The 19,639-nt window shown below is 47.3% G+C and carries 22 protein-coding genes; 10 read left to right on the forward strand and 12 right to left on the reverse strand.

The genetic code is table 11. The annotated features are described in order from the left end of the window. The first annotated feature begins 3 nt into the window (after positions 1 to 3). Entirely contained in the window at positions 4 to 333 is a 330-nt protein-coding gene (locus OIR97_RS07645; RefSeq protein ID WP_169544977.1) for a ferredoxin family 2Fe-2S iron-sulfur cluster binding protein, read from the forward strand. Then, a complete protein-coding gene (tenA, locus tag OIR97_RS07650) occupies positions 333 to 1,001 on the forward strand; it encodes a thiaminase II (protein ID WP_169544978.1) in 669 nt (222 codons plus the stop codon). The genes OIR97_RS07645 and tenA overlap by 1 nt, the downstream gene beginning before the upstream one ends. On the opposite strand, the gene OIR97_RS07655 is transcribed toward tenA, so the two are convergent. From OIR97_RS07655 to paaX, 3 genes are read right to left on the reverse strand one after another with little or no spacing between them, the layout of a single operon-like run. Beyond that, the gene (locus OIR97_RS07655; RefSeq protein ID WP_169544979.1) at positions 998 to 1,801 is read right to left on the reverse strand and encodes a phosphodiesterase; all 804 of its coding nucleotides are present in this window, start codon (positions 1,799 to 1,801) and stop codon (positions 998 to 1,000) included. The genes tenA and OIR97_RS07655 overlap by 4 nt on opposite strands. Beyond that, positions 1,801 to 3,120, reverse strand: a complete 1,320-nt coding sequence (locus tag OIR97_RS07660) for a ferredoxin--NADP reductase domain-containing protein (RefSeq protein ID WP_169544980.1) — start codon at positions 3,118 to 3,120, stop codon at positions 1,801 to 1,803. Before OIR97_RS07660 ends, OIR97_RS07655 begins: the two co-directional genes overlap by 1 nt. 14 nt (positions 3,121 to 3,134) lie before the next feature. Next, on the reverse strand, positions 3,135 to 4,061 hold the full coding sequence (paaX, locus tag OIR97_RS07665; protein ID WP_169544981.1) for a phenylacetic acid degradation operon negative regulatory protein PaaX: 927 nt from the start codon (positions 4,059 to 4,061) through the stop codon (positions 3,135 to 3,137). An 87-nt stretch (positions 4,062 to 4,148) separates the two neighbouring features. On the opposite strand from paaX, the gene OIR97_RS07670 reads away from it, so the two are divergent. Continuing rightward, complete coding sequence (locus tag OIR97_RS07670; protein WP_169544982.1) at positions 4,149 to 4,670, forward strand: DUF4269 domain-containing protein; 522 nt, start codon at positions 4,149 to 4,151, stop codon at positions 4,668 to 4,670. Here OIR97_RS07670 and OIR97_RS07675 read toward each other — a convergent pair. Beyond that, positions 4,662 to 5,441 (reverse strand): HalD/BesD family halogenase, encoded by a 780-nt coding sequence (locus OIR97_RS07675; protein ID WP_169544983.1) that lies wholly within the window; start codon positions 5,439 to 5,441, stop codon positions 4,662 to 4,664. The two genes, OIR97_RS07670 and OIR97_RS07675, sit on opposite strands and share 9 nt — an antisense overlap. A 97-nt stretch (positions 5,442 to 5,538) precedes the next feature. Between OIR97_RS07675 and OIR97_RS07680 the strand changes: the two genes are divergently transcribed. Next, positions 5,539 to 6,447, forward strand: a complete 909-nt coding sequence (locus OIR97_RS07680; RefSeq protein ID WP_169544984.1) for a LysR family transcriptional regulator — start codon at positions 5,539 to 5,541, stop codon at positions 6,445 to 6,447. Here OIR97_RS07680 and OIR97_RS07685 read toward each other — a convergent pair. Then, the gene (locus tag OIR97_RS07685; RefSeq protein ID WP_169544985.1) at positions 6,442 to 7,794 is read right to left on the reverse strand and encodes an 8-oxoguanine deaminase; all 1,353 of its coding nucleotides are present in this window, start codon (positions 7,792 to 7,794) and stop codon (positions 6,442 to 6,444) included. The genes OIR97_RS07680 and OIR97_RS07685 overlap by 6 nt on opposite strands. 234 nt (positions 7,795 to 8,028) lie before the next feature. Here OIR97_RS07685 and OIR97_RS07690 point away from each other — a divergent pair, with 234 nt between their 5' ends. Then, a complete protein-coding gene (locus OIR97_RS07690) occupies positions 8,029 to 8,730 on the forward strand; it encodes a Crp/Fnr family transcriptional regulator (protein WP_169544986.1) in 702 nt (233 codons plus the stop codon). A gap of 12 nt (positions 8,731 to 8,742) precedes the next feature. Here the strand turns inward: OIR97_RS07690 and OIR97_RS07695 are convergent, their stop codons facing one another. From OIR97_RS07695 to metC, 3 genes are all read right to left on the reverse strand, one after another. Then, positions 8,743 to 9,969, reverse strand: coding sequence for a TIGR03862 family flavoprotein (locus tag OIR97_RS07695; protein ID WP_169544987.1), 1,227 nt, complete (start codon positions 9,967 to 9,969; stop codon positions 8,743 to 8,745). Between the two features lie 44 nt (positions 9,970 to 10,013). Further along, the gene (hisI, locus tag OIR97_RS07700; protein ID WP_169544988.1) at positions 10,014 to 10,400 is read right to left on the reverse strand and encodes a phosphoribosyl-AMP cyclohydrolase; all 387 of its coding nucleotides are present in this window, start codon (positions 10,398 to 10,400) and stop codon (positions 10,014 to 10,016) included. Between the two features lie 61 nt (positions 10,401 to 10,461). Then, positions 10,462 to 11,637 (reverse strand): cystathionine beta-lyase, encoded by a 1,176-nt coding sequence (gene metC / locus OIR97_RS07705; RefSeq protein WP_169544989.1) that lies wholly within the window; start codon positions 11,635 to 11,637, stop codon positions 10,462 to 10,464. Positions 11,638 to 11,750: 113 nt separating this feature from the next. Between metC and OIR97_RS07710 the strand changes: the two genes are divergently transcribed. The 5 genes from OIR97_RS07710 to OIR97_RS07730 all read left to right on the forward strand — a co-directional run bounded on the left by OIR97_RS07710 (position 11,751) and on the right by OIR97_RS07730 (position 16,142). After that, positions 11,751 to 11,891 (forward strand): hypothetical protein, encoded by a 141-nt coding sequence (locus OIR97_RS07710; RefSeq protein ID WP_169544990.1) that lies wholly within the window; start codon positions 11,751 to 11,753, stop codon positions 11,889 to 11,891. A 26-nt stretch (positions 11,892 to 11,917) separates the two neighbouring features. Further along, entirely contained in the window at positions 11,918 to 12,931 is a 1,014-nt protein-coding gene (locus OIR97_RS07715) for an amino acid ABC transporter substrate-binding protein (RefSeq protein WP_169544991.1), read from the forward strand. Between the two features lie 127 nt (positions 12,932 to 13,058). After that, on the forward strand, positions 13,059 to 14,255 hold the full coding sequence (locus OIR97_RS07720; protein ID WP_219821692.1) for an amino acid ABC transporter permease: 1,197 nt from the start codon (positions 13,059 to 13,061) through the stop codon (positions 14,253 to 14,255). Between the two features lie 3 nt (positions 14,256 to 14,258). After that, positions 14,259 to 15,359, forward strand: coding sequence for an amino acid ABC transporter permease (locus OIR97_RS07725; protein WP_169544992.1), 1,101 nt, complete (start codon positions 14,259 to 14,261; stop codon positions 15,357 to 15,359). Between the two features lie 12 nt (positions 15,360 to 15,371). Then, on the forward strand, positions 15,372 to 16,142 hold the full coding sequence (locus tag OIR97_RS07730) for an amino acid ABC transporter ATP-binding protein (RefSeq protein WP_281355295.1): 771 nt from the start codon (positions 15,372 to 15,374) through the stop codon (positions 16,140 to 16,142). 64 nt (positions 16,143 to 16,206) lie between these two features. On the opposite strand, the gene OIR97_RS07735 is transcribed toward OIR97_RS07730, so the two are convergent. The 4 genes from OIR97_RS07735 to OIR97_RS07750 all read right to left on the reverse strand — a co-directional run bounded on the left by OIR97_RS07735 (position 16,207) and on the right by OIR97_RS07750 (position 19,637). Continuing rightward, on the reverse strand, positions 16,207 to 17,025 hold the full coding sequence (locus OIR97_RS07735) for a hypothetical protein (RefSeq protein WP_169544993.1): 819 nt from the start codon (positions 17,023 to 17,025) through the stop codon (positions 16,207 to 16,209). 458 nt (positions 17,026 to 17,483) lie between these two features. Beyond that, positions 17,484 to 18,038, reverse strand: a complete 555-nt coding sequence (locus OIR97_RS07740; protein ID WP_169544994.1) for a GNAT family N-acetyltransferase — start codon at positions 18,036 to 18,038, stop codon at positions 17,484 to 17,486. Next, positions 18,038 to 18,895, reverse strand: a complete 858-nt coding sequence (gene sseA, locus OIR97_RS07745) for a 3-mercaptopyruvate sulfurtransferase (RefSeq protein ID WP_169544995.1) — start codon at positions 18,893 to 18,895, stop codon at positions 18,038 to 18,040. Before sseA ends, OIR97_RS07740 begins: the two co-directional genes overlap by 1 nt. Before the next feature lie 28 nt (positions 18,896 to 18,923). Then, entirely contained in the window at positions 18,924 to 19,637 is a 714-nt protein-coding gene (locus OIR97_RS07750; protein ID WP_169544996.1) for an alanyl-tRNA editing protein, read from the reverse strand. Positions 19,638 to 19,639: the final 2 nt, after the last annotated feature.

The following is a 19,639-nucleotide window of genomic DNA, read 5'->3' on the forward strand; positions in this document are numbered from 1 at the left end:
CAAATGCCGAAAATGACATTTGTAAAACCTAATGGTGATCGGCTGGAAGTGGAGGCGCCATTAGGTGTCTCAATTCTGGAAATTGCTCAGCAAAACGGGCTTGATCTGGAAGGTGCCTGTGAAGGCAGCCTTGCTTGTTCCACATGCCATATCATTGTGGATGCCGAAGACTTTGACCGTTTGATGGATGCAACGGACGATGAAGAAGATATGCTGGACCTTGCCTATGGTTTAACAGCGACCTCGCGTTTGGGATGTCAGATTTTGATGTCTGAAGAGTTGGATGGCCTTATTGTCAGCTTGCCAACCAAATCAAACAATATGATGCTTTAATGTCCTTTTTCACAAGATTACGAGACGATAACGCTGATATCTGGTCGCGTTATGTTGGTCATCCTTTTGTTCAGGGTTTGCAGGATGGTACCTTGCCGAAACCGGCTTTCGAGTATTATCTGAAACAGGATTATCTTTTCTTGATCCAGTTTGCGAAGGCATATGCCTTGGCGGCGTATAAATCAGACACGCTGGATCAAATGAAAGCAGCAACGGCAACAGTTTCTGCGCTTATCGATACAGAAATGGCCCTGCATATTGAATATTGTGCGCAATGGGGCATCTCTGAAAAAGAGATGCAGGAGATTGCAGAAGATCCGCAGAATATGGCCTATACGCGCTATGTACTGGAAAAAGGTCATTCTGGCGACATTCTTGATTTATATGTTGCCCTGTCCCCCTGTGTCATCGGGTATGGTGAAATCGGTAAGCTTTTGGGCCAGAGTGCGCGAACAAAACGCGAGGGAAATCCCTATCTTCCCTGGATAGAAATGTATGCTGGAGACGATTATCAGGCAGTTTTCAGATCCGCGATCGAACAACTGGATGGTTTGGCTGAAGAACGGCTTACACCGGCTCGTTACGCGAGTTTGAGCAAGACCTTCGCCGAAGCGACCCGTTTGGAAGTTGGCTTCTGGCAAATGGGGCTGGATGTCTTGAAGAGTTAATAAAGCGCGCCTTCCAATTCCCATAAAACAGGGAAATCATCAGTAAAGGCTGAATGGGTTACAAGTTGCTTTCCGTCCCAGTGGTGCAGGAGCATTTCCGGCGGCTCTGCTGTTGTGGCAAGTCGTTCTTCGTCACTCAAGTGAAGAAGAACCCGATGGGAAGTTGATGGGCAAACCTGGGCCATGACTCCATGAAACATACTTTGAATGGGGCGGTGGATGTGACCACAGAATATGCGCATCACCTGAGGGTGATTTTCAAGAACCCGCCCAAATTTTTCAGCTTCGTTTAATCCCATGCGATCCATCGCGACGATCCCTGTTTTAAAAGGCGGGTGATGCATGAAGATTACTGTCGGCATGTCCGGCTTTTCCGAAAGGGTTTTTTCAAGCCAGTCAAGCCGCTGCGCGCAAAGAAGTCCGTTGGGACAATTTTCAATGTTGGTGTCCAGCATCAACATTCGAAGGCCCTGTTTTTCAACCGAATACTGAATAAAATTGTCGTCCGAAAGATAAGGCTCAGAACCAAAAGATGCGAGAAAATTTTCACGATTGTCGTGATTTCCAATCCCTAAAAACGTAGGAATGTCAGCCATTTGAAGTACTTGTTTAAGGATCTTGTACTCGTCCATCTGACCGCAGTTTATCAGATCACCTGTTAAGAATATGGCGTCCGGTTTTGGGTCTAACCGGTTAATTGACTCTATGGCGGTTTTCAGTCGTTTTTTCGTTTGATACAATTGTTCAAAATCAGAGTCAGGTACTGAAATATGCGGGTCACTGATCTGTACAATAATCATCAGGCGTTACTTTCACGGATGAGCGATAACATGTCGCGTTTGCGGACAAATTTGCGTCTGGGCGAGGGGCCCGCCGCAGATTCTTTCTCCGCCATATCAATTTTTTGCCAGTCTTCGAAAGAGACTGTTTGGATGTTGTTTTCGCGGACATAGTCATCAAGACCTTTCGGTCCGGGTTTGGAAGAGCTTGTATCATCGCATCGATCTTTTAAAATACGATCGACAACAGCCTGACTATCAAGGCGATTTGTACCTATTGTACCAGAAGGGCCGCGTTTTGCCCAGCCGACCACATAAAGTCCGTCATCAACACGTCCTTCTGTATTCTTGATTTTCCCATGCTCGATGGTTAATCCGTCCAGCATTGTCATTTCATACCCGATGCATGTCACGAGAAGGTCGCAGGGATATTCCACAAATTCGCCAGTCCCAACGGCTTTTCCGTCTTTTATGACATTTTTTTCCAGTCGAACGGCTTCAATTTTGTCGTCTCCAAGGATTGCAACCGGAGACAGGTAAAAATCCAGTGAGAGTTTCCGAGCGTTCCCTGAGGGAACATTTTGTGAGTATTCTCTTAGGAGATCCAGGTTGGTATTAACGACCTTATCGGTTTTCTTATCGCCTGAGTTAAAATGTTCGGGAATGACTGACGCATCGCAATAGGGGATGGCCCCATCCATTTGTTTTAGTTCTGACAGCTCTTTGGAAGAAAATTGAGCATGTTCTGGCCCACGGCGTCCGACAATACGAATGGTTCGAACTGGACTTGAAAATATATGTTCGCCTGCATGCTCAGCCAGATCCGATTGTGCCATTTCTTTCGGCGTTCTAAGCATTACCCGTGCGACATCCAGAGCCACATTTCCATTGCCAATGACTATAGCGTTCGTAATGTCCAGATGAGGAACCGCATCCCTGAACTCAGGGTGACCATTATACCAGTAAACGAAGGTTTGGGCCCCGAAAACACCTTCGAGGTCTTCGCCCGGAATGCCGAGCGTCCTGTCTTTTGGTGTGCCAACGGCAAGGACAACAACATCGTATATTTCTCGTAACATGGCAATCGAGATATCGTCGCCCAATCCCAGATTTCCGACAAATCTGACATTGTCATTTTCCATGATCTTGTCGTAAGCGCGAGAGACGTTCTTGGTGGTTTGATGGTCTGGTGCAACGCCTGCCCTGACCAAGCCGTATGGGGTCGCCAGTTTATCAAGAATATCGATTTGGCATCCCGGGCATTTTGAATTCAATGCCCCAGCGGTATACATTCCCGCCGGACCAGATCCTACGATCGCCGCTTTTAAACCACCAGCCATTTTCCTCCCCCAGATTAGGTTGTTTTTCTTAGTCCCTCGAACCGTGTAAGAAACTCTTCTGACGCTTCGGGTAACTTTCCGGTATTAGTTTCCAATGTCTTCAGTAAATGCTCTTCAGCTTTCTCCCAAACTGCAAGGTAAATGTCCTTAAACAGCAGTCGTGCTTCGTTTCCGCTCCATCCTGTTGGCAACAGTACCTCTGGCAGCAATGGATCTTTCAGCAATGCTCTTCGATAATCATGCACCAGAAGCGTGCGAACAATAAAACAATTTTTTGCGTTTAATTGTGGGTGTGCGGACAAACCCTTTAAAATAGGCGTAAAATTCCTGATAAACTCTTTGTAACCTTCTTCAATTTTATCAATGTCCCACCCTTTTTGGACAAGAACCTTTAAAGGGGTCCCTTTGAAAGCGGAAAGATTTGTGGCTTTCAGGACAGCCACATGATTTTCGATTTCCAGGTCTTTCAGCAGTTGTTGAAGGGCGCTTAACTCTCCGCCCGGATGGGCAAAAATACCGGATCCGAGATCACCAAACCCCTGCCATCCCAACTCAACCTGTAACTGTTTCCGCTTCTCATCTGACAAAGCACGCCGTTCTGTAAAGACCAGTGTCCAGCTTTCATCCCAGTTTGGACCGGCCAGTCGGTAGATCCTTTTTGTCGCTTCCTCGAAACGATGTTCGCCCGTTCGGGTTAGTGTGTAGTAGCTTTTGCGTCCTATCTGATGACTGTCCAGAAGCTGATCCTGTTTAAGTCTGAAGACAGAGGTTCTGACCACTCGCTCATTCAGACCCAGATCGTTTACCAGATCGATGAGGCTTCCCAGCCAAACGGTGCCGCCATGAGGAGCAACGGAGTCGCCCCAAACGGTGACGAGCAGGGAACGGGCTTTCAAATGAAGGGAACTGGGCAGGTTGTCGATTAATTCAGTTAAGGACACGAACGATTTTATCCATTTGCAAGGAGAGTGTGAATTTTATTATGATACACAGGTTAGTATTTTCTGTATCACTTGGAAAGATGCTTTATGTCCCTTCGGTATGAACAGGCCGAAACGCTGTTAAGTGCGATTGGCGTTTATACGACCCTTGCAGAATTTGACCCGCTTTTCACCGGGACGATGCCCATTGATGTGGATATTGAAACCAGTGATATTGATGTTATTTGCCAAGTGGAAGATCACCTTGCCTTTGAGAGGCTTCTGCAGGAAAATTATGGCGATCAGGAAGGGTTTTTCTTTTCTTTGGCCGAAAATGCAGCGGGATATAGCCTATGTCGATTTCGCTGTCTTTCCTTTGATCTTGAAATTTATGGCCAAAACATACCGATAAAAAAACAAAATGCATGGCGCCATATGGAAGCAGAGCGCAAATTACTGGTGATCGGCGGCGAGGACGCCAAAGCAAGGATCCGCGCCTTAAAAAGATCCGGCTTGAAGACTGAGCCTGCCTTCGCCCGCTATTTTGCCTTGTCGGGAGACCCTTACCAGCGACTATTGGACTTTAGTGATATGAGTGTCTCCCAGGTTATGTCGGCGTTATCAACCTAGTCTGCCATAGAATGTCTTACGGGCCGATTCAGAAAGAGCAATACCGGGTTGTGCGTTATACGCCAAAACAACCAGTATCCGGGTTTTATCTCCGATCACGGGGGCGACCCGATGCAGGGCGTTGCGCCCTCTGAACAGGACCAATGTTCCGGGCTCCATGGATAGTTGTTTATAATCGACTTTTCCGTCCAGCACTTGTTCCACGGCATCGAAATTCATCTCGCCAGCATCCGCATCACGGACATTTTCGACATAGTCAAAGGTGCCACCAGCTTCTGGTTTCTGGATCATTAAGGTGGTTGCAAAAGAGGAATTATCAAAATGCCACCCGAGTTCCTGACCATTGCTGGCATAATGCACATTTATAGACGACAAAGGGTCTGCGTAGGGAAAGAGCGCCGCTTCGTTCAGAACAGCACACAGGAACTCTTGAAACTCGGCCGCATCATACATTGTTCTCAAAGGGGACGCTTGCGGGACGATATCATCTGTAATGCAGCCTTTTGAGGAAATAACGTTTCTGTTTCGCGGATGCCTCATATCGTATTTGTTGTCAGGCGGTGTCAGGTAAACATTATGTTCCTGCACGCAGAAATAGGCTTTGTCTTTATCGGCTTCCGATTGGGCCCGGACCGCCTCAACTGCCGCCGTTTTCATAAAGTCAGGAAGAACAAGGGCCCCTTTTTCTTCCAGTATTTGTTGGGCGCGCGTTTGAAACTTCGGGTCTGTGATATCGTATTTTTTAAAATCGACGATTTCTTTTAGGTCCATCTGCTTTCCTTTTTTCCGATTGCCGACACTATAGGGTTTGTCTATCCTCCATAAAAGTTCGTAAAATAACTCAATAAGAACAGTAAAATATGGTTAGATGGTTCGTTATACACTGAAGCAATGCTATTATTTTCGGGCGGTCGCAACGCACGGGGGCATTGCGCAAGCGGCCCGCAAGCTGAGTATTTCACAGCCTGCCATTGCGCAGGCCATTGATAAACTTGAGGATATTACCGGTTTGTGTCTGTTTGAAAGGCGACACGCCAAAGGGCTTATATTGACCGATCAAGGGGACGCCTTTCTTGCGCAGGCGGAGCATTTATTGCAGGTTGCCGAAGCAACAGAAAAAGAGATTGCTGATATCAAAGCTCATCAATCAGGCACAATTCGAATAGGGTGCTTCCAGTCGATTGCGCCCTTTTATGTTGCACGTTTGATCCGTCGTTACCACGGCATCCAACCCGGAATTACGCTTGATATTCGGGAAACTCTGCAAGGGGATATTATTTCCGATTTGATCTCCAAAGATTTGGATCTGGCCATTTTATACGACTTGAACCTGGATCCAGAACGGCTGGAATGGCATATTTTAGGACGCCACAAACCATACATTCTATTATCAGCGACCCATCCACTTGCAGCACAAAAAAAGATATCCCTTAGATCGTTAGCAGCAGAAGGGTATGTCTTGTTTGATGCGCCGAACAGCCGGGAATATTTTTATTCGGTTTTTGCATCCCTGCAAATTAACCCCAAGGTCTCCTTTCGGGCGACGTCATTTGAAAGCGTTCGTAGTGCTGTTGGACACGGATTAGGCTTTTCGTTAATGGCTATGCGAAGCCCACATTCCAACACTTATGACGGACAAGCTGTGGTCGCCGTGGAAATCGAAGAGGATATCGCCCCCATAACGGTGGTTCTCGCCCATAAATTGGGGGAGCCACTGGGGCCAATCGCTCAGCGGTTCAAAGCGTTTGTCGAAGCCGAATTTGATAAAGAACTATAATTGCTGTAGTTCCTGACCCAATTGATGGTGCTCGGCCATTAAGGCATCAATATCCAGATTTGGTATTTCGCCGTTTTTAACCCGCCATTGGCCGCCAACCATCAAATGGTCAGCTTTGTGTGCACCACACAAAAGTAAAGCCGCGAGGGGGTCTCCTGCTCCTGAAAAACGCATTTCGTCCAGCTTGAAAAAGGCAATATCTGCCTGTGCGCCGACCTCAAGACGACCAATGTCGCTGCGCCCTAAACAATCGGCAGAGCCTTGGGTTGCAAAACGCAGGGCCGAATGATGTGTCATTTCATTAGCGTCATAAAGAAGCCGTCCAATCAACATCGCCTGACGAACCTCCTGAATAAGGTTCGAGCCATCATTTGAAGCGGAGCCATCCACACCCAAACCGACAGGACACCCGGCGTTTTCAAGTTCCAACGTTCGGCAAATACCGGAAGAAAGGACCATGTTTGATGATGGGCAATGGGTTATGCCCACTTTTGCTTTTCCAAGACGGGCGATTTCTTCGTCGTTGAAATGTATGCCATGGGCAAGCCAGGCATTGGAGGACAGCCAGCCCACCTTTTCCAGATAGTCGACAGGCCGTAATCCGAACATTTTCAAGCAAAAGTCAGTTTCGTCATGCGTTTCTGCAAGGTGGGTGTGAAGGCGGACATTATATTCTGATGCAAGCTCGGCAGATGCCTGCATCAGGTCTGTACTGACCGAAAAAGGAGAGCAGGGGGCCAGCGCAACCTGCAGATACGCACCGTCTTCGTTTTGATGATATTTCTGAATAAGGCGTCGACTGTCATCCAGAATTGTCTGTTCGTTTTGTACGGTTGATTGAGGGGGGAGCCCGCCTTGATCTTCACCCAGACTCATGGAGCCGCGGGTTAGATGAGCCCGTAAGCCAAGTTCTTTAACCGCTTCGACCTGAATATCGATGGCATCGGATAATGGGGCCGGGAACAGGTAATGATGGTCCGCTGCGGTTGAGCATCCGGACAGCATAAGTTCGGCCAATGCCAATCGTGAGGCACTGGCAAGCATTTTAGGGGTCAAGCGGGCCCAGACAGGATACAGCGATTGTAGCCAAGGAAATAACGGTTTGTTCAGCGCAATGGGGCAGGCGCGCGTCAGTGTCTGGTAAAAGTGATGATGAGTGTTGATCAAGCCAGGTATCACGACATGCTGGCTGGCATCAAAAATATCCAAGTCGGGTAGGGAAATAGATTTTGGGCTTTCCCCAAGACCAACCAATTCCACAATGGTGTTGTTTTTAACAATCAAACCACCGGCGCACTTGCTGTTTAATATGGCGAGGGGGTTTTTAATCCAGATTGGTTTTTGCAAGACACTCGTCCTTCACTAAATTTGTGTCAGTATTTCATATTTTGTTGGTCTTAGAAATGGAGGCATGCGGATCTTGTATCTTTGCCGTAAAATGATGTTTTTTGTGATTATTTTTTTCTTCTGAAATAATATTATTACTCTTGCTATTGCCCAAATGTTCAAGAGCCCTTAAATTCGCGTTATTATTATTCCCCTCAAAGGTCAGTATTGGCCTGTAAGATATTTTAGAACGTCATGCAAAATCTTGATAATATTGAACTTCTAGACAAGTTGCCACCAGAAAAGAAGCTGGAAATCTCTAGTAAATGCAATTGGAAAAAATACACTTCCGGTTCGCAAATACTGGAAAAATCAAGCACGAGCAGAGATATTTTCTTTGTCGTCTCGGGCAGTGTCAACGTTGTGAACTATGGTGTTTCCGGCCGGGAAGTTGCCTATGCGACAGTTGAGGCCGGTCAGTATTTTGGGGAATTATCTGCCATTGATGGCAAGCCGCGTTCGGCAAATATTATTGCGAATAAAGAATGCCTGCTTGCCTCATTGTCTCCTGAAAATTTTAATGAGCTTTTGTTGGAGCATCCGGAAGTGATGATGCTGGTCATGCAACGTCTGGCCCGTATCATTCGGATAAATGACGATCGGATTTTGGACCTGTCTACGTTGGGCGCTGTTCAGCGGGTATGTCAGGAGCTGTTGCGGATGGCGACACCCGATCCAGTTACACCGGGATCCTGGTTGATTTATCCCATGCCAACACAAAGTGTTATTGCAAGCCGTGTTTCGACTACGCGAGAGACGGTCGCACGTGTTATCGGGCAATTGACGGGGGATGGTCTTATTCAGAAGCGTGACAAAAGCATGTATCTGAAAGACAAGGCAGGGATTGAAGAGTTTATCAGTAGTCTTGCTGTCTCTCCCGGAAATGTACCACGCTAAGAAGTTACTGTATTAAGTGGCTTGGACCTCAAGCCACTTTTTTATCCCCTTCGCAGCTTTCATTCCAGTGCTGAAACAGGCTTGAAGCAGGTAACCACCAGTGGGTGCGTCCCAGTCGATCATTTCACCCGCGACGAACCACCCTGGACGCTGAACGAGCATCAGATCTTCATTAAATTGGTTGAGAGCAACGCCGCCCGACGCACTGATGGCCTTTTTTAAAGGTTGATAATTGGTGAGAGGAAGGGGGAGGGATTTAATGAGATGCGCGATTGCTTCTGGCGATGCTGTTCGAATATCGTCCCCAAATTCATTTAAAAGCGCAATTTCCAACGGCGACAGTTTTAAGCGTTTTCGCAGGAAACTGGACAAAGTCTGTTTTTTACGAGGAACAGAAAGGCGCGTTGCCAATTCATCCCGAGACAGGTCAGGACGTAGATCGAGCAACAATGATGCGGATCCGGTGTCTTCAATTGCGGATACCAGCGACCGGCTAAGGGCATACACAGCGCCCCCCTCAATCCCGTAACGGGTAATCATGGCATCGCCGCGGGCAGTTTCTTCCTTAAAGGTGAAACGGATATTCTTAAGAGCAGAGCCCTCATATTTAAGGAGAAATGAAGACCAGCGAATATCAAACCCAGTGTTCATGGGGCGAAAAGGCGTGACATTGATGTTCTCTTTTTCGAAGGTGGGCACCCACGCGGCTGTTGCGCCAAGGTGAGGGTAACTTGCACCGCCCATGGCAAACAGGACAGCGTTACTCGAGACAGATCGAACTTTCCCATCATTTTCGACAATTACATTGCCCTGATCATCAAAACCGGAAAACGCGTGCTTCAAGTGAACTTCGACACCGGCTTCAACCAGCGATTTCGTCCAGGCGCGCATCAAATTTGTTGATTTCATTTCTCTTGGAAAGATACGTCCACTGCTACCGGTAAAGGTCTCAACGCCCAGCTCTGCCGCCCAATTCTGCAAATCTTCAGGAGAAAAATCCTTCAGTGATGGGCTTAAGAAGCGTTCCGCACTGCCGTATCGTGTTTTAAACACGGCGGCCTGTTCCGAGTGGGTGAGATTAAGCCCACCGCGTCCGGCAATCAGAAACTTGCGCCCAACGGAGGCCTTATGTTCGTAAAGATGAATATGCAGGTCTTTAAACCGGCTGAGAAACTGAGCGGCGATCAAGCCGCTGGGACCACCACCGATAATCGTGACTTGCTTGCGCTCAGTTTCCATAACCTGTCATTTCGCTGGAATAAAACTTTCCGAGCATAATGCCTTTATTTTTTATACATGTCTTCCGGGGCAACAATAACGTCACTATTGATTGAAACAGTATCGTCCACGACAGAATAAAAGAAGCAGTTCCGCCGGCCCGTATGGCAGGCAACCCCTTCTTGATGGACCTGAAGCAAGATAGTGTCCCCATCGCAATCGACGCGAAAATCCTTCAACGTCTGGATATGACCGGAACTTTCTCCTTTGCGCCACAATGCAGACCGGGAACGGGACCAATAACAGACCCGCCCGGTGTTCAGTGTTTCCTGAATTGCATCAAGATTCATCCAAGCCATCATCAGGATCTCCCCTGTATCATGCTGCTGGGCAATCGCAGGTATCAAACCCTGATCATTGAATTTAAGAATCTCAACCAGTTTTTCGTTCATAAGAAGTATCCAGATTGATCGATGGGAATAGCGATGATTCGCAAGTTTTATTCAAAAAGTATTATAATTTAGCCCTGAGACGGTCGAAACCCTCTGACAAATCTTCAATCAGATCGCCTGTATCTTCAAGGCCGATATGGAGCCGGATTAAGGGGTTTGTATTGTCCCAATTAGTCGCTGTTCGCGAGTGTGAAGGATCCGCATATAGGATCAGGCTTTCATAGCCTCCCCAGGAATAGCCCATACCGAAAAGTTTCAGGTCATCAAGAAAGGCCGCCAGTGCTTCTTTTGGAAGTTTGTTCAAACGCATTGAAAACAAGCCGGAAGCCCCCAGAAAATCGCGCTTCCATAAATCATGCCCTGGATGGTCAGAAAGGGCGGGGTGGAGTACAGAATGTACTTCTTCTCTGCCTTTCAGCCATTCAGCGACCTTGATGCCATTTTCCATATGTTGTTTAAGGCGTACTGACAAAGTTCTAAGGCCACGCTGCGCCAGATACACATCATCCGGACCAGCTGTTTGCCCTGAAAGGTTAGCGCCTGCCTGCAGCGTTGGCCACGCCTCTTTCGTCGCGGTTACAAGACCCATCATCACATCTGAATGGCCGACGATATACTTGGTTCCGGCCTGAATGGAAACATCGACACCATGCTCAAAAGGCTTATAGAACAACGGGGAAGCCCATGTATTGTCCATCATGACGATGGCACCGGCCTTATGCGTTTTATCAGCAATTGCAGGGATGTCCTGGATTTCAAAGGTTTGTGAACCGGGCGATTCAACAAAGACAATCCGGGTGTTGGGGCGAATGAGTTCTGAAATGCCGGCACCGATTAACGGATTATAGTAAGTCACTTCTACACCAAACCTCTTCAGGACAGTTTCGCAATATGTCCGGCTTGGGCCATAGACACTGTCTGTCATGAGGAGGTGATCACCTGCTTTTAAAAATGCCTGCATAGCATGGGCGCAGGCAGCAAGACCCGACGGAAAAATCTGACTACGATATCCCCCTTCCAGTTCCGCCACGGCATTTTCAAGGGACCAACTGGTAGGGGTGCCGACGCGTCCATAGGTGACTGCCTGTTTTCCATCATTGCGATCCTTGAAACGGTTTTGCAAATCTGAAAGAGAGTCAAACAGCACCGTAGAGGCATGATAAACCGGTACATTAACAATACCATAGTTGCTTTCAGGATCACGGCCAGCAACTACCAGTTTTGTTTCGTCTTTCATAAAAATCTCCGTATGCAATTCAAGCTACATTTATGGATGATGAATATAGGATTGCGTGAGGAGAGGAAAGACGGAAATTTTATTATACCGGACGTAAAAAAAAGCGGTTGTTTATGAAGAAACTAAAATTTTACGTTGACGGTGCAGACAAAAATATTATCGTCGTTATGTATGGGAGCCGAGATTTGGGAAAACTGGCTTCCTCTGGTTTCGATCAGGCTGGTTCTGAAATTTTGTTAGAGCCACAAAATTGAAAATAAAATAGACAGGAAGGTATTTTATGAAAAAGGCGAGCTTTATTGCTGTCGCTACAGCAGCTACATTTATGGCCGGCGCAGCAAGCGCGGGTACCCTGGATGACGTGAAAGCCAAAGGCTACATTCAGTGTGGTATCACAACAGGCCTGGCCGGTTTTGCCGCTCCAAACGATAAAGGTGTTTGGGAAGGTTTTGACGTGGATTTTTGTCGGGCGATGTCCGCCGCCGTCTTTGGCGATCCAAACAAACTAAAATATACGCCTACGACTGCTAAAGAACGTTTCACAGCACTTCAGTCAGGTGAAATCGATGTTCTTGCACGGAACACCACATGGACTTTCAGCCGTGACGTTAATCTTGGTTTTGAGTTTATTGGCGTGAACTATTATGATGGTCAGGGCTTCATGGTTAAGAAAGCTCTTGGCGTCAAGTCTGCAAAAGAACTCGACGGTGCTCGTGTTTGTTTGCAGTCTGGTACAACAACAGAACTGAACTTGGCTGACTATTTTGCCTCTCAGGGCATGAAGTACGATTCAGTGTTGTTTGATACAGCAGACGAAGTTCGTGAAGCTTATATCAAAGACACATGTGACGTATACACAACTGACCAATCAGGTTTGTATGCTCAGCGTTCTGTTATCGCCGACCCTGAAAACCACGTTGTTCTTCCAGAAATCATTTCAAAAGAGCCACTCGGCCCACTTGTTCGCCATGGCGACAACAACTGGGGCGACATTGCTCGCTGGACATTGAACGCTCTGATTATCGCTGAAGAACTCGGTGTTACTCAGGCCAATGTTGACGAAATGAAGAACTCTAAAAACCCAAGTGTTCAGCGTCTGCTGGGTTCCTCAGGTGATCTGGGTTCACAACTCGGCCTAAGCGCCGATTGGGCTTACAACGCGATTAAAGGCGTTGGTAACTACGGCGAGATCTTCGCGAAACATCTCGGTGAAGGAACATCTCTGAACATTTCTCGTGGTTTGAACGAGTTGTGGAGCAAAGGTGGTATCCTGTATGCGCCTCCAGCACGCTAATAGCGAATAGCTGATTTAAAAGAGTGTGTGTCTCCACCGAGGCATGCACTCTTTTTACTTGGGGCCAATGTCACTAAAATGTGAAGGCCTCGTAGTTTAAGTAGCTACTCCCAGAAGGAGCCGCCTTATGACTGTTGACGCAACCAGTCAACAACAAGGAGCTGGAGTTAGCATGTTCAGAGATCCGAAAGTACGCGCTGTGTTCTTTCAGATCCTGGTTATAGCATTATTTCTAGCCTTTGTTTTATATGTTGGTAACAACACAATCGATAACCTGGAGAAGCGCGGTATTGCTTCCGGGTTTGGATTTCTTTCACAGCCGTCAGGGTTTGGTATCGGTATTGTGATCCTGATGGATTACAATGCACAGACATCTACACATGGTGATGTTCTGTTAATTGGTATCATCAATACACTGACTGTATCTATCGCCGGTATTATTCTGGCAACGATTATCGGCTTTATTTTTGGCGTTCTTCGGCTTTCTAAAAACTGGATCGTCAACAAGATTGCCGCCGTTTATATCGAGGTAGTCCGAAATATTCCTCTGCTTGTGCAGTTACTGTTTTGGTATTTTGCCGTTCTGAGTGTTTTGCCCGTTGTAAAGGACAGCATTAGGATTAGTGACAACCTGATTATCAATAATCGGGGTGCCTATTTCCCAAGTGTTGTACCGGAGGCCGGTTTTTGGGTTGTCCCTGTCTGCTTTGCAGTTGGTATTATCGCCACCTTCTTTGTAAGACGTTGGGCCCACAAACGGCAGGATGAAACAGGCGAGCAGTTCCCAGTTTTCCTAACGGGGTTTGGCCTGATTATTGGATTGCCGATTATTGGCGCTCTTATCATGGGTATACCATTTACCTTTGCTTACCCATCAGCCAGCCGCTTCAATATTACGGGTGGTTGGGTATTGGAACCTGAATTCCTGGCAATGGTGTTCGGACTAAGCATTTATACCGGCGCGTTTATTGCTGAAATTGTTCGTTCTGGTATTAACGCGGTGAGCCATGGTCAAACGGAAGCTGCCCATTCGTTGGGTATTCGGCCGAGTTTGACAATGCGTCTTGTGGTTTTGCCTCAGGCCCTTCGGGTTATTGTACCGCCATTGACAAGTCAATATCTGAACCTGACAAAAAACTCTTCGTTGGCGACAGCGATCGGTTATTCAGAGATTACGGCAATTTTCGCAGGAACGTCGCTTAACCAAACGGGTCAGGCAATTGAAATTATTGCGATGACAATGGCTTTCTATTTGACCATTAGCTTGCTGATTTCAATGTTTATGAACTGGTATAATAAACGCATTGCATTGGTGGAGAGGTAAGATATGGCTATTGTAAAAACTGAACGTCATGCTGAACTTCCACCCCCTGTATCGCAAACCGGGATCATTGGATGGATGCGGGAGAATTTATTCTCCGGCTGGCTAAACAGCATTCTGACACTCGTGTCTCTCTATGTTGTTTGGGAGGCTTTAGGCGCAATCATCAGCTACGCTATTATTGATGCAAATTTTGTCGGCACGACCAAAGATGATTGTACTGGAGCAGGCGCTTGCTGGGTATTCATCAAGGCCCGTTTTGGACAGAATATGTATGGGTTCTACCCGGAAGGAGAGCGTTGGCGCATTGATGTTGGGTATGTATTGGGGGCTATTGGTCTTTTCTTCGTCTTGACGGACTTCATAAAAGACAAAAAATGGCCTGCGCTGTACCTATTCGTGATCTACCCAGTGATCTGTTACTACCTTTTCTACGGAGGACTTGGTTTAGAGGTCGTCGAAACGTCCCAATGGGGCGGACTGTTTCTGACACTGGTATTGGCATCTGTTTCGATTTTTGTTGCTTTGCCGCTTGGTATCGTTCTGGCATTGGGGCGTCGTTCTGACATGCCTGTTGTTCGAATGATCTGTGTCGGCTTTATCGAATTGATCCGCGGTGTTCCACTGATTACGGTTCTGTTCATGGCGTCTGTAATGCTGCCTTTATTCCTGCCTGAGGGGCAGAATTTTGACAAGCTGATCCGTGCCATGGTGGGTATGTCCCTGTTCTCCGCAGCCTACATGGCGGAGGTTGTAAGAGGTGGCTTGCAGGCTATTCCGAAAGGACAGCTGGAAGCTGCTAAATCTCTTGGACTGGGATATTGGCAAGCAATGGGCCTTATTATCCTGCCGCAGGCGCTTAAAATTTCCATTCCTTCCATCGTGAATACTTTTATTGGTCTTTTCAAAGATACAACATTGGTTCTGATCATTGGATTGCTGGATTTGCTAAGTGTGGTGAAAACAGGAACGACAGACAAAAACTGGCTTGGATTGGCGACTGAAGGGTATTTCTTCGTAGCCGCTGTTTTCTGGGTATTTTGTTTTGGTATGTCACGGTACAGCATCTGGTTGGAGAACAAACTCCACACCGGACATAAGCGATAGGGAGGCTAGCAAATGAGTGATGCAGCCATGCAGAAGACATCGGAAGACGTTGCAATCCAGTTGATTGGAATGCACAAATGGTACGGTGAGTTTCATGTTCTGAGAGACATTAATCTGACTGTTGAACGGGGCGAGAAAATTGTTGTTTGTGGACCTTCCGGGTCCGGTAAATCAACAATGATCCGTTGTATCAACCGCCTTGAAGAACATCAACAGGGTCAAATTATTGTCGATGGAATTGAGTTGACGAATGATGTGAAAAAGATTGATGAAATCCGCCGGGAAGTCGGGATGGTGTTTCAGCATTTCAATCTGTTTCCGCATCTGACTGTCTTGGAAAACTGCACTTTGGCTCCAATTTGGGTTCGGAAAACACCGAAAGCTGAAGCTGAAGAAATAGCTATGAAGTTTCTGGAACGGGTGAAAATTCCGGAACAGGCTTTGAAATATCCAGGGCAACTTTCAGGTGGACAGCAGCAGCGTGTTGCGATTGCCCGTTCACTTTGTATGAACCCTCGTATCATGCTGTTTGATGAACCAACCTCGGCCTTGGACCCGGAAATGATTTCTGAAGTTCTGGATACGATGATTAGTCTTGCTGAAGAAGGCATGACCATGATTTGCGTAACCCATGAAATGGGTTTTGCAAAAACGGTCGCTGATCGCGTGATCTTTATGGATGCGGGTGAAATTATCGAGCAGGCTCCGCCTCAGGAGTTCTTTGATAATCCACAAAGCGAGAGAACAAAGCTGTTCCTATCCCAGATATTACACAATGGGTAGAGGATAATAATCCAAGAAAAAGCCCCGGTTCGTCCGGGGCTTTTTTTTATGTTTTTTCACGGACCTAACTGCCGGAATTCAGACTTTTCCAGAATTTTGTATTTAGTTTTCCAATAAGCTGGTCATGGGACGAGCCCAGACATTGCCGCAACGACCAGAAGCCGACTTTCGTTTCATAATCACATTGTTTCAAAGCTTTTTGAGCAAGATGGGTCGCTTGTTTTGAGTATCCAGCGGTTGTAATTATCGCTTGAAATGCATCTTTCGCCGCTACCCTTTGGCTGGCTTGGGCGCGGCCCCGGATTGGAAGTCTGTTGAGGGTCAAATTAACAAGACGTGCTGCATCAGCACGGTCTGTATCATTATCGACAAGGTGCCCCGCGAGCAGTCGCAATGATTGGACTGCAATCAAGATATCAGTATCAGTCTGCGGTTTCCGATCATTTTTTATCGGAACAGGGATCGCTGTTGCTCGCTCTGGGACGCTGACATGCAGCGCTGTTGGCGCGAGTGATTTAACATCCTTTTGCAGAATACTGACCCGGATGGAGGTGTGGCCCCTTGCAGTTTTCATGGAATAAGGCAGGCTTGAGATGTCGACATTCTCACCAGAAGGGGTCGTTGCAGAAAGCTGTATCGGGGCACTGTCATGAAAATAGTAGTGCGTTCCGATTTGCGGGGAGGCCCGATGTTCCTGCAAGCAAATGGCCGTGAGTTCTGCCGTGCATTCCCCTTTCTCACAATAGAGGGGAACGGGAATATCCGTTGAGGCAACAGCAAGGATTTGTGGTGCGCCATAAGCCGGTGTTGCCATGAATGCAGCACCTGACAGAATTGATATCAGGGCAATGAGGCGCAGTGAAGAGGGGGCGTGATGCATCATCTTTACTCTCCAGTTTTTTCTATTATATAAGAGTATTCTTATCTTGCGATTGCGTCAAGCGTGGCGGTTTTACTGTAAATAGGGAAAAAAGACTTGTGGATTACATTCAATAAACCTTATGGTAGAATAAGAGAATATGTATAATCTAGGCGATACCCGTCATTGGGAAGGGGAACGATCTGCCGTATAAAATTATAATACTGGCCACACAACTGATTGCTGCTGTATTTGGCCTTCTATTTTTTTGGGGCTATGTCGAACTGCAAAACGCCGTTATCTGTGAACGTGTAGGGGTGTCGCTGTGTGTTATGGCGGCGTCTCTGCAAATATATTTTGCGCTGTCGATGATCGTTATTGGCTGTTTCTTTTTGTTCTTGTTCAAGGCATATAAAACCGATTAGCGTGACATATTATGAGGTCTGGCAAGCCAGATTAAGCCAGCTTGCCAGACAGGAGTGCTACTCCGGAATCGGTTCAATCAATAAATCCCGTTGCTTATATGGAAAATATCCGAATCTCTGATACAGGGGCAGCGCCTTCGGGTGGTCCATTGTGCAGGTGTTGACTGTGATGCTGCTGGGGTTACGAAGCCAAGCGTGCTGGATCGCCCAATCCAAAAAGTAGGGGCCGAGTTTCATTCCGATAAATTCGGGCATAATACCAAAATAGGCAAGGTCTACCGCATCGGGGAAGGCCTTATAATTCAGTTCCGCATAACCAGCAGGAACTCCTCTTACATACAGAACAAAGACTTCCGTCTCTTTGCTTTCGAGAACTTCCTTCAGTTCTGCATCAGATAGCTTTTTCCGGTCGATCCAACCCCAGTCTCTTCCGACCGCATCATATAGAAAGCGATAGAAGGAGACCGTTGGTTTTTCCGCTTTCAGTATGGAATGCGGAATGGCAGGTTTAGGGATTGCCTGAGGGACTGGTTTATCGGTCATCTTCAGATATGTTATGGTCAGGGGCCAAAGACCGTCCTGATTTTCTTCTGGTTTACGTTGCAGGACCATTATTTTTCCCCGACTGATAATGGCATATCAGTATCCAGTCCCCATTCGGTCCAGGAGCCATCATAAACCGAGACCCGTCGATGACCGATCATATGCAGGCCAAACGCCAGGACGCAGGCCGTGATACCAGATCCGCAACTTGTAATAACCGGTGCCTTTGGGTCAATGCCGACTTTTTCAAACTCGACCTCCAACGCGTCACTATTTTTTAAGGTCCCGTCATCGCTAATAAGTTGATTGAACGGCAGGTTCTTCGAATTGGGGATATGTCCGCCTCGCAAACCTTCACGCGGTTCTTCTTCCGCACCGGAAAAACGACCGGCGGATCGTGCATCGAGAACCTGCTCTTTCGCGGTTTCAAGGTTTTTACGAACCTGCGCTTTTTCGCGAACCATCAAACTGTTAAAACGAGACGTGAAGTGACGTTCAGCCGGATGACTTGGCAGATCACTTGTTTCACGGCCTTCGGCCAACCATTTTTTCATCCCGCCATCCAGGATCGCCACATCCTCATGGCCAAACAACCGGATCATCCACCAGGCACGGGCAGCGCTGCGAATGCCTGAACCATCATATACAATTATTCTGTTGCCGTCCCCGAGGCCCAACCTTCTCATGCGGCTGGAGAATTTTTCAGGAGAGGGGATCATATGGGGAAGGGGGTTATCAGTATCGGAAATTTCGTCAATGTCAAAAAACACGGCGCCAGGAATATGAGCGGCCTCGAATTCTGCTTTTGGATCCCTGTTCTCTGCAGGCAGGTACCAAGAAGCATCGACAATACGGATATCCGGTGCATTGATATGTTGGCTCAGCCATTCAGTAGAGACGAGGGAAGTTGGATTGGCGTATGGCATAGTAATTCTCTGTTTTAAAGCGCGTTGATTATTCGGCGAAAATCAGGGATACCCTGCGATTTTGCCGTCCCTTTTTTTCGATTTTCCGGACTTTTACAGCCCCGATTTCCTGTGTGTTCTTTACGTGCGTTCCGCCGCATGGCTGAAGATCCATATCGGCGATCTTGATCAACCTTACTTTTCCACTGCCGCGCGGAGGCTGAACCGATAACGTTTTGACGAGTTCGGGATTTGCATCCAGTTCCTCATCGGTGATCCAATCAAAGGTAACCGGCTCATTTTTGTTGATGAGAGCATTCAGCTTTTCCGTCAGGTCTTCTTTATCCAGTGAGGCTTCCGGAAGATCAAAATCAAGCCGGCCCTTTCCATCGGAAATCTGCCCCCCGGTTACCGGATAGGGCATAACCGCAGATAAAATATGAAGACATGTATGCATACGCATCAGTCGGTAGCGGACATCCCAGTTAATCTCCGCTGTGACGGTGGCTCCTGGCTCAGGTAGGGGCTGACCTTCTGCGGGGACGTGGACAATTTGATCCGGGCTGTCCCCTTTTACTGTTGTTGCAATTTCAATGCGGGATCCATCTGCCAAGATCAGTGCGCCGCAATCACCCTGCTGGCCACCGCCAGTAGGGTAAAAAACAGTTTGATCCAGTATAATGCCGCCTTTTTCATTTATTTGGACGACGGTGGCGTCGCAGGTTTTTTGGTAGGCGTCTTCGCGAAAAAGCGGCACTGTCATTA

This window comes from Sneathiella aquimaris (assembly GCF_026409565.1).
Lineage (GTDB): Bacteria > Pseudomonadota > Alphaproteobacteria > Sneathiellales > Sneathiellaceae > Sneathiella > Sneathiella aquimaris.

What these genes read in the sequence shown, in the direction of transcription:
- OIR97_RS07645 (WP_169544977.1), top strand. Translation starts at nt 4, where the DNA reads ATGCCGAAAATGACATTTGTAAAACCTAATGGTGATCGGCTGGAAGTG.
- tenA (WP_169544978.1), top strand. Translation starts at nt 333, where the DNA reads ATGTCCTTTTTCACAAGATTACGAGACGATAACGCTGATATCTGGTCG.
- OIR97_RS07655 (WP_169544979.1), bottom strand. Translation starts at nt 1,801, where the DNA reads ATGATTATTGTACAGATCAGTGACCCGCATATTTCAGTACCTGACTCT.
- OIR97_RS07660 (WP_169544980.1), bottom strand. Translation starts at nt 3,120, where the DNA reads ATGGCTGGTGGTTTAAAAGCGGCGATCGTAGGATCTGGTCCGGCGGGA.
- OIR97_RS07670 (WP_169544982.1), top strand. Translation starts at nt 4,149, where the DNA reads ATGTCCCTTCGGTATGAACAGGCCGAAACGCTGTTAAGTGCGATTGGC.
- OIR97_RS07675 (WP_169544983.1), bottom strand. Translation starts at nt 5,441, where the DNA reads ATGGACCTAAAAGAAATCGTCGATTTTAAAAAATACGATATCACAGAC.
- OIR97_RS07680 (WP_169544984.1), top strand. Translation starts at nt 5,539, where the DNA reads ATGGTTCGTTATACACTGAAGCAATGCTATTATTTTCGGGCGGTCGCA.
- OIR97_RS07690 (WP_169544986.1), top strand. Translation starts at nt 8,029, where the DNA reads ATGCAAAATCTTGATAATATTGAACTTCTAGACAAGTTGCCACCAGAA.
- OIR97_RS07695 (WP_169544987.1), bottom strand. Translation starts at nt 9,969, where the DNA reads ATGGAAACTGAGCGCAAGCAAGTCACGATTATCGGTGGTGGTCCCAGC.
- hisI (WP_169544988.1), bottom strand. Translation starts at nt 10,400, where the DNA reads ATGAACGAAAAACTGGTTGAGATTCTTAAATTCAATGATCAGGGTTTG.
- metC (WP_169544989.1), bottom strand. Translation starts at nt 11,637, where the DNA reads ATGAAAGACGAAACAAAACTGGTAGTTGCTGGCCGTGATCCTGAAAGC.
- OIR97_RS07710 (WP_169544990.1), top strand. Translation starts at nt 11,751, where the DNA reads ATGAAGAAACTAAAATTTTACGTTGACGGTGCAGACAAAAATATTATC.
- OIR97_RS07715 (WP_169544991.1), top strand. Translation starts at nt 11,918, where the DNA reads ATGAAAAAGGCGAGCTTTATTGCTGTCGCTACAGCAGCTACATTTATG.
- OIR97_RS07720 (WP_219821692.1), top strand. Translation starts at nt 13,059, where the DNA reads ATGACTGTTGACGCAACCAGTCAACAACAAGGAGCTGGAGTTAGCATG.
- OIR97_RS07725 (WP_169544992.1), top strand. Translation starts at nt 14,259, where the DNA reads ATGGCTATTGTAAAAACTGAACGTCATGCTGAACTTCCACCCCCTGTA.
- OIR97_RS07730 (WP_281355295.1), top strand. Translation starts at nt 15,372, where the DNA reads ATGAGTGATGCAGCCATGCAGAAGACATCGGAAGACGTTGCAATCCAG.
- OIR97_RS07735 (WP_169544993.1), bottom strand. Translation starts at nt 17,025, where the DNA reads ATGATGCATCACGCCCCCTCTTCACTGCGCCTCATTGCCCTGATATCA.
- OIR97_RS07740 (WP_169544994.1), bottom strand. Translation starts at nt 18,038, where the DNA reads ATGGTCCTGCAACGTAAACCAGAAGAAAATCAGGACGGTCTTTGGCCC.
- sseA (WP_169544995.1), bottom strand. Translation starts at nt 18,895, where the DNA reads ATGCCATACGCCAATCCAACTTCCCTCGTCTCTACTGAATGGCTGAGC.
- OIR97_RS07750 (WP_169544996.1), bottom strand. Translation starts at nt 19,637, where the DNA reads ATGACAGTGCCGCTTTTTCGCGAAGACGCCTACCAAAAAACCTGCGAC.